Origin of the sequence: Bradyrhizobium sp. SPXBL-04 (assembly GCF_051853035.1) — a bacterium.
GTDB classification, from domain to species: Bacteria; Pseudomonadota; Alphaproteobacteria; order Rhizobiales; family Xanthobacteraceae; genus Bradyrhizobium; species Bradyrhizobium zhanjiangense.
Window position 1 is genome coordinate 4,791,436 of sequence record NZ_CP182472.1, and the last position, 13,004, is coordinate 4,804,439.

General features: G+C 65.7%; 7 protein-coding genes. 3 read left to right on the forward strand and 4 right to left on the reverse strand.

What is annotated here, in order from left to right:
* Positions 1–47: 47 nt before the first annotated feature.
* Entirely contained in the window at positions 48–2,549 is a 2,502-nt protein-coding gene (locus ACNJX8_RS22720) for a penicillin-binding protein 1A (protein ID WP_439356816.1), read from the reverse strand.
* Positions 2,550–2,826: 277 nt separating this feature from the next.
* The gene (locus ACNJX8_RS22725) at positions 2,827–4,122 is read right to left on the reverse strand and encodes an N-acetylmuramoyl-L-alanine amidase (RefSeq protein WP_439356817.1); all 1,296 of its coding nucleotides are present in this window, start codon (positions 4,120–4,122) and stop codon (positions 2,827–2,829) included.
* A gap of 708 nt (positions 4,123–4,830) precedes the next feature.
* On the opposite strand from ACNJX8_RS22725, the gene ACNJX8_RS22730 reads away from it, so the two are divergent.
* The 3 genes from ACNJX8_RS22730 to ACNJX8_RS22740 all read left to right on the forward strand — a co-directional run bounded on the left by ACNJX8_RS22730 (position 4,831) and on the right by ACNJX8_RS22740 (position 10,900).
* Positions 4,831–7,911, forward strand: a complete 3,081-nt coding sequence (locus tag ACNJX8_RS22730) for an Rne/Rng family ribonuclease (RefSeq protein ID WP_439356818.1) — start codon at positions 4,831–4,833, stop codon at positions 7,909–7,911.
* 217 nt (positions 7,912–8,128) lie between these two features.
* Positions 8,129–9,625 carry an amidase gene (locus ACNJX8_RS22735; protein ID WP_439356819.1) on the forward strand — a complete coding sequence of 499 codons (1,497 nt, stop codon included), beginning with the start codon at positions 8,129–8,131 and terminating at the stop codon, positions 9,623–9,625.
* Positions 9,626–9,667: 42 nt separating this feature from the next.
* On the forward strand, positions 9,668–10,900 hold the full coding sequence (locus tag ACNJX8_RS22740) for an NAD(P)/FAD-dependent oxidoreductase (RefSeq protein WP_439356820.1): 1,233 nt from the start codon (positions 9,668–9,670) through the stop codon (positions 10,898–10,900).
* 125 nt (positions 10,901–11,025) lie between these two features.
* On the opposite strand, the gene ACNJX8_RS22745 is transcribed toward ACNJX8_RS22740, so the two are convergent.
* Both ACNJX8_RS22745 and ACNJX8_RS22750 read right to left on the reverse strand, forming a co-directional pair.
* Positions 11,026–12,360, reverse strand: a complete 1,335-nt coding sequence (locus ACNJX8_RS22745) for a dicarboxylate/amino acid:cation symporter (RefSeq protein WP_128934113.1) — start codon at positions 12,358–12,360, stop codon at positions 11,026–11,028.
* 84 nt (positions 12,361–12,444) lie between these two features.
* The gene (locus tag ACNJX8_RS22750; protein ID WP_439361956.1) at positions 12,445–13,002 is read right to left on the reverse strand and encodes a biotin transporter BioY; all 558 of its coding nucleotides are present in this window, start codon (positions 13,000–13,002) and stop codon (positions 12,445–12,447) included.
* Positions 13,003–13,004: the final 2 nt, after the last annotated feature.

The window sequence follows — 13,004 nt, forward strand, 5'->3', positions numbered from 1 at the left end:
TCAAACAACAACCTAAAGCGCGATGACGATCCTAATCTCATCGCGCTTTAGTACAGCCCGCCGGTGCCCGGCCGCATGAAGAAGCCGGAATCCGGCTGCTGCTGCTGCGACGCCGGCATGCGCCCGTCGGCATCGGCCACGCCGATGACCGAATAATTATCCGGCGGCGCCGTGCCCGGCTTGAAGGCTTCGAGAATGGTTCCGCCGGTCTCGCCGGGACCTGCGCGCATGCCGGTCTTGGAGACAACGCGCACGAGCTTGATGCCGGCCGGCACCTTGAACGGAACGGCGGGCTTGTCGGCGAGCGCAAGCTTGAGGAAATCGCGCGCGATCGGAGCTGCCAGATGGCCGCCCGTCGCGGCGTTGCCTTTGCCCAGCGGACGCGGCTTGTCGTAGCCCATATAGATGGCGACGGCGACGTCGGGCGAGAAGCCGACGAACCAGGCGTCCTTGGCCTCGTTGGTGGTGCCGGTCTTACCGGCGATCGGCTTGCCGACTTCCTTGACCACGGTCGCGGTACCGGCCTGCACCACGCCTTCCATCAGCTCTGTGATCTGATAGGCGGTCATGGAATCCAGCACCTGCTCGCGGCGGTCGATCAGCTGCGGCTCGGCCTGATTCTTCCAGCCGCCCGGCGCGTCGCAGCCGCGGCATTCGCGCTGGTCGTGCTTGAAGATGGTGCGGCCGTAGCGATCCTGGATGCGGTCGATCAAGGTCGGCTTCACCCGGCGGCCGCCATTGGCGAGCATCGAGTAAGCCGTGACCATGCGCATCGCCGTCGTTTCGCCAGCGCCGAGCGCGTAGGACAGATAGTTCGGCAGCTCGTCATAGACGCCGAAGCGGCGGGCATATTCGCCGATCAAGGGCATGCCGATGTCCTGCGCGAGGCGCACCGTCACGGTGTTCAGCGACTGCCGCAGCGCGTTGCGCAGCGTCACCGGTCCCTGGAACTTGCCCGAGGAGAAGTTTTCAGGCCGCCACACGCCGGCGCCCTGGCCCTGATCGATTTCGATCGGCGCGTCGAGTACCACGGTCGACGGCGTATAGCCGTTGTCGAGCGCGGCCGAATAGACGATCGGCTTGAACGACGAACCCGGCTGCCGATAGGCCTGCGTGGCGCGATTGAACTGGCTCTGGTCGAACGAGAAGCCGCCGACCATCGCGAGCACGCGGCCGGTCCAGGGATCCATCACCACCATCGCGCCCGACACTTCGGGGATCTGACGCAGCCGGTACTGGCCCTCGACGGGCTGACCGTCCTTGTAGAGCGGATCGGCATAAATGACGTCGCCGGGCTGGAGCACCTGCGACACCGCCGTCGGCGTCTTGCCCCTTGTGCCGCCCTGCGTGGCCCGCGCCCAGCGCACGCCGTCGACCGTGACGATGCCTGTCTCGCGCTGCTTGCTGATGGCACCGCCCAGCTCGCGGCTCGGCTGGAAGCCGATGCGCGCCGACTGGTCGCTGGTTTCCAGCACCACCGCCATGCGCCATGGCGAGATGTCGGAGAGCGATTTGATCTCGGCGAGCTTCACGCCCCAGTCGCCCGAAATATCGAGCTTGCTCATGGCACCGCGATAGCCCTGCTGCTCGTCATAGTTCACGAGGCCGGCGACCATGGTCTTGCGCGCCATGACCTGGATCTTCGGATCGAGCGTGGTGCGGACAGAGAGACCACCCTCATACAGCTTCTTCTCGCCATAGCGCTCGAAGATGTCGCGGCGGACTTCCTCGGCGAAATATTCGCCGGCGAAAGTGTGGGCCCCGTTGGAGCGGCTGGTGACGGCGAGCGGCTCCTTGCGCGCCTTCTCGGCGTCGGCCTGCTTGATCCAGCCGTTCTCCTGAAGACGGTCGATCACATAGTTGCGGCGCTCGATGGCGCGGTCGCGGTTACGCACTGGATGCAGAGTCGCCGGCATCTTCGGCAGCGCAGCCAGATAAGCGGCTTCCGCAACGGTGAGCTCGTTCACTGACTTATCGAAATAGACCAGCGACGCCGCCGCGATGCCGTAGGCGCCGAGGCCGAGATAGATTTCGTTCAGATACAGCTCGAGGATCTTGTCCTTCGAGTAGGTCTTCTCGATGCGCATCGCCAGCAAGGCTTCCTTGATCTTGCGCGCGAAGGAGACCTCGTTGGTCAGAAGGAAGTTCTTGGCGACCTGCTGGGTGATGGTGGAGGCGCCCTGCGGACGCCGGTTCGAGCCGTAGTTCTGGATGTAAAGCAGACCGGCGCGCGCCATGCCGGTGTAGTCGATGCCGCCATGCTCGTAGAAATTCTTGTCCTCGGCCGCCAGGAACGCGTTGATCACGAGCTTGGGTACCGCCTGGATCGGCAGATACAGCCGCCGCTCCTTGGCGTATTCGCCGAGCAACGAACCGTCGACCGCGTGCACGCGGGTCATCACCGGGGGCTCGTAATCCTGAAGCTGAGAGTAGTCCGGCAAGTCCTTGGAGAAATGCCAGATCAGGCCTGCCACGGCCCCGACACCGACAAGGAACACCACTGTTCCCGTGGCGAACAGGAAGCCCATGAACCGCACCAGCAAGCGCATTATGTGTTTATCCGTTCAAACTCTGGATCAGCCCAGTATCAGCCCCTTGGCACCCCAAACAGGGGCCAACCCTTACGTCACGAATTCACCGGCTTACGCAATCACATCAGTGCCGGATTTTAGACGCTTGCCGAGCGGGATTCTCTCCGATTCCGGAACCCCCTGCGGCATTTTTATAAAGCGCCCGCTGTGGCCAAACTAGGGCTTTTGCGGCGGGACGGAAAAACCCTTTCAGTTCGAAGACCCCCCGGTCGTCAATTTGACGATCCCCGGGTCGTCAATTTGACGATCCCGCCGTGGCCATCCGCTTGGCCAAAAACCCGTCGATCGCCTGCGCCATGGACCCCACGGCGCGGGACCGCCAGCCCTCGGAGACCAGGTGCTCGAGGTCGCCCTTGTTCGAGACATAGCCGATCTCGACCAGCACCGAGGGCACGTCGGGCGCCTTCAGGACCCGGAACCCAGCCGACTTCAGGGGATGCTTGTGCATCCGCACCGTCGACTTCATTTCCCCCATCAGCAGACGGGCAAAACGGTTCGAAAAAGTGCGGGTTTCCCGCTGCGTGAGGTCGATCAAGATGTCGGCGACGTCGGTCGGCTCCTCCGCGAGATTGAAGCCAGCAATCGCGTCCGCCCGGTTCTCGGCGTCCGCCAGCCGCTGGGCCTCGGCGTCGGAGGCCTTATCGGAGAGCGTGTAGATGGTCGCGCCCTGCGCATCGCCCTCGGCACGTGGCAGCGCATCGGCATGAATCGAGACGAACAAAGCGGCCTTGAGGTTGCGGGCGATCTTGGTCCGGTCATTGAGGGGAATGAAGGTATCGTCGTCCCGCGTCATGACCACGCGGTATTTGCCGGCCTTTTCCAGTCTATCGCGTAACGCCAGCCCAAAGGCCAGGACGAGGTTCTTCTCGCTCTCGCCGCTCGACTGCGTACCGTTATCGATGCCGCCATGGCCGGGATCAATTACGACCACCGGACGGCCATCGGCCTTCTGCTGCGCGGTATCCGGGGTCGCCGTAGTGGGAACCGTGGCAGGCGGCGCCTCGGCGATCGCGGGCCGCAACTCGGGACGGTTTTCGGGCGCGAGCGATGGCATGAAGGCGGCGCGGTCGACCTCCTCCAGCTCGAGCACGAGCCGGGCCGGCTGGCCGTTGGCAGCGTCGACCACGTAGGAATTGGCGATCTTCGCCGGCCCGGTCAGGTCGAACACGATTCGCGAGCCGCCGGGCATGACGAGCCCGTAGCGGAAGGCCTTGACCAGCCCCCGCCCCGCGCTGCCGGTACCGGCGGGCAGCTGAAAATTGACTTGCGGCACGTCCACCACCACGCGGTAGGGGTCGGCGAGCGTGACGGCACGAAAGGTAACGGTCTGGTCGATGTCGAGAATGAAGCGGGTCTGCTTGCCATCGCCAGCCAGACGGGCTGCCGAAGCGGTTGGAAAATTCGCGACCGCAACAGAGGGTTGTGACTGGCTTTCCGCTGCGCTCAGGCGCGAGGAATCGGCATATGGCAATGCTGCGGCGCACAGCAGCACGCATCCCAGCAAAACCCTTTGATTTGTGCGGCTCGCCACCGAATTCCGTGCCTCCGAGGAGCCTCTTTAACGCAATAGAACCACAGGGTTAAACGATCCTTAATGACGGATGTGCGAAACTCGCTGACTGTGACCGCCGTGCGACGCTCCCTTGCACGGATGGCTCATTCCTCGTATGTACGGACTGCTGACGGCCGATATTCCCGGTTGTGTCGCATTCAGCCTCCCGGTGCAGCGCCGGAACTCTCAAGGTTTGGGAATTCCAGCGTTTTCCGTTCCCCTCTAAGACCAGCGCGGTGCGCGGCAACGAGATGGAGCGGGTCAAGCCCCGGCGGCGGACGGTCCTGGGTTACCACTCACGTTACCCGGGCGGTTCTGACAGCGACGTAACCCATTAACCCGGTCTCTTGATCCCAAGGGACCGGTTCGTGATCCCCCAAGGCGAGCGCGCTCGCGCCATGCCTGGCCAGCAGCAACTGATTGAGGGGCGGCCTCGCCGCCCAATGTTTCATACGGGCCGACGCTTGATGCGCCAGACTGTGCCGACGAATTCTAAAGGACCATTCGCGACGCTGCGGATTGAAAATTCCGCGCGCCACATTGGTCCTGAAGCTTCCGGTTCGGCAAGGCGCGAGAGACGGCGTTTCGGCCTTCCCCTCACCCCCGAATCAGGTGGACCGTCGCGTCACCCGGCGGCGCGATACGCGCCCACGGTGAATCGCGCCCGCCGCCGCCAAGAGTTAAGACATGCCCAACAAGATGTTGATCGATGCCACCCACCCGGAAGAGACCCGGGTCGTCGTGGTCCGCGGCAATCGCGTCGAAGAGTTTGACTTCGAGACCGCACAACGCAAGCAACTGCGCGGGAATATCTACCTCGCCAAGGTGACCAGGGTCGAACCCTCGCTCCAAGCCGCTTTCGTCGAATATGGCGGCAACCGCCACGGCTTCCTCGCATTCAGCGAAATCCATCCCGATTACTACCAGATCCCGGTCGCCGACCGGCAGGCGCTGATCGAGGCCGAGGAACAGGCTCATCGCGAGGCCGAGGAAGAGAGCGAGAACCGCTCCCACGGCCGCCGCCGCTCGCGCCACCGCAACGCCCGTCGCCGCGGCCACGGCGAACGCGTCCGCAGCGACATCGTCGAAGGCCTCGAGGCCGGCGCCGACCCCGCGGCCCAGCCGGTCGAGGGCGAGGCCCTGCCGGCGCAGACTGAAGGCGCTTCGCACGAAGGCGAGCACCTGCACGCCGATGCCGAGCATCATGGCGAGTACGACGGCCACGATCATCACGAAGACGATCATGGCGATCATCAGCCCCATGATGACGATCACCAACACGCCCACGCTGATGACGACCAGGGTGATCACGGCGAGCACGATCATCACGACCATGATCAAGCCGACGAGACGCCCGCACCTGTCGCGGCCGTCGGCGCCGAGCCCGTGGTTGCGGCCGAGACCGTTGCCGAGCCGCAGGAGGCCGTTGCCCCCGAAGCCCACGCCGAGGCTTTCGCCGAAGCGGTAGCTGTCGCCGCTGAACCAGCCGATGCCGTTTACGCCGCCGACGCGGCGCATGCCAAGGCCGCGGAAGTGACGGCTGACGAAGAGGACGAGGACGAGGACGGCGAGGAAGCCGAAGAGGAGCTCGTCGAATCCGTCGGCGGCGACGACGTGCTGGAGGAAGTGCCGGAGCGCACCTTCCGCCCGCGCCGCCAGTACAAGATCCAGGAGGTCATCAAGCGCCGCCAGGTGATGCTGGTGCAGGTCGTCAAGGAAGAGCGCGGCAACAAGGGCGCCGCGCTGACGACCTATCTGTCGCTCGCTGGCCGCTATGCCGTCTTGATGCCCAACACCGCGCGCGGCGGCGGCATCAGCCGCAAGATCACCAGCGCCCAGGACCGGTCGCGCCTGAAGGAAGTGGTGCAGGATCTCGACGTGCCCGAGGGCATGGGCATCATCCTGCGCACCGCCGGAGCTGCCCGCACCAAGCCCGAGATCAAGCGCGACTTCGAATATCTGATCCGGATGTGGGAGACGGTGCGCGACCTGACGCTGAAGTCGCAGGCCCCGACTCTCGTCTACGAGGAAGGCTCGCTGATCAAGCGCTCGCTGCGCGACCTCTACAACAAGGAGATCGACGAGATCCAGGTGGCCGGCGAATCCGGCTACCGCGAAGCGCGCGACTTCATGAAGATGCTGATGCCCGCCAATGTCAGCGCGGTGAAGCAGTATCGCGACGGCCAGCCGCTATTCTCGCGGATGGGTGTCGAGAGCCAGCTCGATGCGATGTTCTCGCCGACCGTGCAGCTTCGCTCCGGCGGCTACATCGTCATCAACCAGACCGAAGCGCTGGTCTCGATCGACGTCAACTCGGGACGATCGACCCGCGAGCACCATATCGAGGACACGGCGCTCAAGACCAATCTGGAAGCGGCCGAAGAGGTCGCCCGTCAGCTCCGCCTGCGCGACCTCGCCGGCCTGATCGTCATCGACTTCATCGACATGGACGAGAAGCGCAACAACCGTGCGGTCGAGCGCAAGCTGTCCGATTGCCTCAGGCAGGATCGCGCGCGCATCCAGGTCGGACGCATCTCGCATTTCGGCCTGCTGGAAATGTCGCGCCAGCGCATTCGCGCCAGCGTGCTGGAGAGTTCGACCGATCCCTGCCCGCATTGCGGCGGCACCGGTCATGTCCGCTCGGTCTCCTCGGTGGCGCTCCAGTTGCTGCGCGGCCTCGAAGAGATCCTGATGAAGGGCGCGACCCACAATCTCGTGGTCCGCACCCGCACCGACGTCGCGCTCTACGTGCTGAACCACAAGCGCGGTCATCTGCGTGATCTCGAGAACGGCTTCAAGGTCACGCTGTCGGTCATCGCCGATCAGTCCGTCAGCGGACCTCAGGCTTACGTTATCGACCGTGGCGAGCAGGTGCATACGCTGGAAGCTGCCAAGGCGCTGCTTGCGGCGCAGGCGGCTGCGAGCCCGCCGCCCCTGATCGAAGACGCCTATGAGGACGAGGAGTTCGATGCAGAGCTGGAATCCGAGATCGAGTCCGAGGAGACCGAAGGGCTCGCCGAGGAGCAGGCCGCGGGTGAGGCAGCCCCCGAGCAGGATGGCCAGCGCCGCAAGCGCCGCCGCCGCCGCCGCGGCCGTGGCGGCCAACGCGACGGCGAGTTGCGCGAGGATAACGCCCCCACGCTTCCGGAGGCCGCTATGGCAGCCGGCGAAGCCGAAGAGGATTCAGAGTCCGAACAGGATGGCGAGGAAGGCGAGGAACAGGCCGCCCGCGGCGAGCAGCAGGGCGGCGGTGAGCGCCGGCGTCGGCGTGGTCGCCGCGGCGGACGCCGGCGGCGCGGTGGCGCCGAGGAAGGTCTCGCCGGCTCCATCGGCGACGAGCTCGCTGCCAATGCGCCGCCGGAAGCGACCGACGCAGTCGCCGATTTCGACAGCTTTGGCAACGAGGCCGCGCCCTCGATTGCACAGGGCGAACACATCGCCGAACCACAGGCGGCGCAGCCTGAACCGCGCGCCGACGAGCAGAGTGAGGCGCCGGCCCGGCCGGAGCCGGCTCCCGTCACGGCGACCGCAGCGCCGGTCGAAGAGCCCGTCGACGACAAGGCCGCGCGACGCCGCTCCACCGTCCGGGAAAAGGTGAGCTTCCTGCTGCACAGCCAGCCCGAACCCGCGACACCGGTTGCGCAGCCGACCGAACCGGTTGCTGCGCCCGCCCCAGCAGCTGAGCCCGCACCGCAAGCCGCAAACGAACCTCCGGCCGCCCCGCGCCGTGCCGGCTGGTGGTCGCGCCGCTTCGGTGGCGGCGAATAAAGCCGAATATCGAATGCAAAACGCCCGGCACAGCCGGGCGTTTTTGTTTCGGCGCTCTCTTGCTCGCACGACGGCGGCAGTTCGTCGTCACCAAGCGAAGCGGCGTGATCTGGCGGAGCTGGAGAGAATCTCCAAAACGCAAAAACTCGGTGGCAGCGCGCCCAACCGAGTGTCCGCTGTGCTAGATCGTCTTCACGATTTGAAAGGGGATTGGCATTTGTCAGAGCTTTGCGATTCCGGCGCGGTCAAACTGCGCCGCCTGCTGGCCGCCCGGGCGATCTCGCCCGTCGAGCTGCTGGAGTCCTGTCTGTCGCGGATCGCCGCCATCAATCCGGCCGTTAACGCCGTCGTGACGCTGGACGTATCAGGCGCACGCGCCGCGGCCAAGGAGGCCGAAGCGGCCATCCTGCGCGGCGAGGATCGTGGCGCCCTGCATGGGCTCCCCGTTCTCATCAAGGACACCCAGGACACGGCCGGGCTGCGCAGCACCTATGGCAGCCCGCTGCTCAGAGATAACGTCCCGGCGGCCGACCAGGGCTCGATCGCGCGGCTGCGTGCAGCCGGCGCCATCATCTTCGGCAAGACCAACACGCCGGAATGGGCCGCGGGCGGCAACACCCGCAACCCCGTGTTCGGCGCAACCGGCAATCCATTCGATCCCATGCGCTCGGCGGCCGGCTCATCCGGCGGCTCGGCGGTGGCGCTCGCCTGCGGCATGGCTCCGCTCGCTTCCGGCTCGGACACGGGCGGCTCCTTGCGCAATCCGGCAGGCTACGCCGGCATTGTCGGCATGCGTCCGTCCTACGGCCTCGTGGCCAGCGAGAAGCGCGCGTTCGGCTGGTCCAATCTGTCGACCGACGGGCCGATGGCGCGCAATGTCGCCGACACCGCGCTGATGCTGTCGGTGATGGCGAGTGACGATGCGCGCGATCCGCTTGCCTATACGCTGCCCGGCGAGCCGTTGCGCGGCTGCGCCGAGCGCTGGGCCGCGCCGCGTCCCGCCGAGCTCGGCAAGCTGCGCCTCGCCTTCACCGAGGACTTTGGCTTCGCCCCGACCGAGCAGGCGATCCGGCGCGTGTTCCGGCAGCGCGTTGGCAAGCTTGCACCGCTCTTCGCCGCATGCCGCGAAGCGACGCCGGATTGCGCCGGCGCAGACGACGCCTTCGCCGTGCTGCGCGCGGGCATGTTCCTGGCGACGCACGGCAAGAACTACAAGGAGCGTCCCGAGATGCTCGGCCCCAATGTCCGCGCCAATGTCGAGGAAGGACTCGGCTACACGCTCGAAGACCATGCGCGCGCCGCAACGACACACACGCGGATCTATCGCGCCTATCAGAGCTTCTTCGAAGCGACCGACGTGCTGATCAGCCCGACCATCACCCTGAGTCCGCGGCCGTGGTCGGAACTCTACCCCGCCGAGATCGACGGCACGCCGACAAAATCCTACTTCCACTGGCTCGCGCTCGCTTATGCCGTCACGCTTCCCGGCCATCCCGCCATCAGCATTCCGCTCGGCCTCGATGAAGCCGGCCTGCCCTTCGGCCTCCAGATCGTCGGCCCGCGCGGTGGCGATGCCGTCGTGCTCTCGGTCGCCGCGAGCATCGAAGCGGCGTTCGCGGATGATGCGCAATTGTGCCGGCCGGTCCCCGATCTGGCGCGGCTCGCCGCGGCGCCGCCGCTGTCGGCCGCACCAGGCTTCCTCGCCTGGGAATGACCCGACCTCGCCCACAACCAGCCTGACAGGAGAATTCTGCCAATGCAAAGCGCGATCGTTCTCGGCGGCGGCATGATCGGCGTCAGCGCGGCGCTGCACCTGCGGCAACGCGGCTGGTCCGTCACGCTGATCGACCGCAGGGAGCCGGGCCGCGAGACCAGCTACGGCAATGCCGGGATGATCCAGGCGGAAGCGGTCCGCCCCTATCCGATGCCACGCGACCTCGCCACGCTGCTGAAGATCGCGACCGGCCGCACCAACGACGTGCGCTACAGCCTGTCGTCGCTGCATCTCCATATCGAGCCCCTGCTCCGCTATTGGTGGCATTCGGCGCCGAAGCGGCATCGCGAGGCGATCGAGGCCTGGGCACGGCTGATCGCCTATGCGACGGCGGAGCACGACATCCTCATTCGCGAAGCCCATGCCGACAATCTCATCCGCCGCGCCGGCTATCGCATGCTGCATCGCGACCCTGCGTCATTCGATCTCGCGATCAAGACCGCGGAGGAAGACCAGCGCGAATTCGGCGTGAATTTCCGCGTGCTCTCCGGCAGTGAGCTCGCCAAGGCCGAGCCGATCCTGCGCGACGATCTCCCCGGCGCGATCCATTGGCTCGACACATGGACCGTGTCCGATCCAGGTGCGCTCGTCACGGCCTATGCCGAGCTGTTCGAGCGCCTCGGCGGCACCATTGTTCTCGGTGATGCCCAGAGCCTGCGGCAGACCGCGACCGGCTGGTCGGTCGATACGGACCAGGGACGTCTCGACGCTCCCCACGCGGTCGTGACGCTCGGGCCGTGGTCGCCCGATCTGTTGCACAAGTTCGGCTATCGCATTCCGCTGGTACGCAAGCGCGGCTACCACATGCACTACAGCGGCGGCGCCTCGCTCGACCTCCCCCTCGTCGACAAGGGCGGCGGCTACGCCATGGGCCCGATGGCCAAGGGCATCCGCATCACCACCGGCGCGGAATTGACCGGCATGGACGCGCTCGCAACACCGGTGCAGCTCGCCAGCGCCGAGGCCTCCGCACGCGAGCTGATCGATCTCGGCAAGCGGGTCGAGCCGGATCCGTGGTTCGGCACGAGGCCCTGCACGCCCGACATGCTTCCGGTGCTCGGGCAAGCTCCGCGACATCCGGGCCTTTGGATGAATTTCGGTCACGGCCACCAGGGTTTTACGCTGGGGCCTGCGACCGGCCGCCTGCTCGCCGAAATCATGAGCGATGAGACGCCGGCGATCGATCCGGCGCCCTACCGGCCGGAGCGATTTTAGCGGTCGACGTTCCGATCTGAGCACGACGACGCGCGCCTTGCGCGGATGGTCGCCGAAAGAAAAAGGGCTGGTCGAGGATCTCGACCAGCCCTATCAGTTCGAAGCCTGACGGTGCGTCGCGCCGATCAGTCGGTCGTGATCGCCGTCTCCATGTCGGTCGGATCGATCTGCTTGGAGAGGTTGGCGTTGAGCTTGTCGCGGTCGAGCTCGCGCTCCCACCAGGCGACGATCACGCAGGCGACGCCGTTGCCGCACAGGTTGGTCAGCGCGCGGCACTCGCTCATGAACTTGTCGATGCCGAGTACGATCGCCATGCCCGGCACGAGACGCGGATCGACCACGGCGAGCGTTGCCGCCAGCGTGATGAAGCCGGCACCGGTGATGCCGGAGGCGCCCTTCGAGGTCAGCATCGCCACAACCAGGATCGTGAGCTGCTGGCTGAAGGAGAGATCGTAACCGAGTGCCTGCGCAATGAAGAGTGTCGCCAGCGTCATGTAGATGTTGGTGCCGTCGAGGTTGAACGAGTAACCCGTGGGCACGACGAGGCCGACCACCGACTTGGAGCAGCCGAGCCGCTCCAGCTTTTCCATCAAGGATGGCAGCGCGCTTTCCGACGACGAAGTGCCGAGCACGATCAGCAGCTCATCCTTGATGTAGGCCAGGAACTTGAAGATCGAGAACCCCGCCACGCGCGCGATGATGCCGAGCACGACGAACACGAACAGCGCCGCGGTGACGTAGAACGTGGCGATCAGCCCGACCAGGTTGAGGATCGCGCCGGTGCCGAACTTGCCGATCGTATAGGCCATCGCGCCGAACGCGCCGATCGGTGCTGCACGCATGACGATGGAGATGACGCCGAACACCGCATGCGCGGCATCGTCGATGAAGCTGCGGATGGTGTGGCCGCGCTCGCCGAGGCTCATGATCGCGAAGCCGAACAGCACCGAGAATAGCAACACCTGGAGGATCTCGCCTTGCGCGAAGGCGCCGACCACGGTGTCCGGAATGATGTGCAGCACGAAGTCGACCGACTTCTGACCGGCAGCCTGCTTGGCGTAATTTGCGACGGCCGCCTCGCTTGCCGCGCCACTGCCGAAGCCCGCGCCGGGCTTGACCAAGTTGCCGATGATGAGTCCGATCACCAGCGCGAAGGTCGAGACGACCTCGAAATAGACCAGCGCCTTGACGCCGATGCGGCCGACCTTCTTGGCGTCCTGGATATGGGCGATGCCCGAGACGACGGTGCAGAAGATGATCGGCGCGATCACCATCTTGATCAGCTTGATGAAGCCGTCGCCGAGCGCCTTGATCCACTCATTGGTGGCGAGCTGTGGCCACAGCCAGCCGACGATGGCGCCGAGCACGATGGCGATCAGGACCTGGACGTAGAGGATTTTGTACCACGGCTTGGCGGCGGGCGGCGCGACCGGCGCTTCCGCCATCGTTGTCGTCGTCATCGTTTCACTCCCCCTCAAACTATCGGGCCAGCCAAGATCAACTTGGCCGGCCCTGTCAATTGGAACTGCTCGTTACTGCGCGTTTTACCCGCGGCGATCGACGATCCGGCGCGCTGCCGGCATCAACGCCGCGCCGAGGGCGTTCTTGACCAGCGAAGCCGCAATAAACGGCACAATGCCGACCTGCCAGGCCTTCGCAGCGCCGAGGCCAAGGCCAAAGGCCAACCAGCCAAACCCGGCAGCGAGAATGACGATATGGCCAACGGCCATCGCCGCAAACAGCAGCACCGCGCTGCGATCCCAGCCGCGCTCGGCGAGCCAGCCGGTCACGAAGGCCGCGGCAATGAAACCAAACAGATAGCCTGCAGTCGGACCAATTAGCGGTGCAATGCCGCCCAACGGACCGGCAAACACCGGCAGGCCGAGCGCGCCCTCGGCGAGGTAGGCGATCATGGTTGCGCTGCCAAGGCGCCAGCCATAGGCAGCGCCGATCATCAGCACCACAAGCGTTTGCAACGTCATGGGCACATAGGGCAGCGGCAGGCTGACCTTGGCTGATAGCGCCATCAACGCGGTGCCGAGCGCAATCAGCACGAAGGCGCGCACTGCGCCGACGGTTTCGCCCGGCCGGGTCGGCCACATCA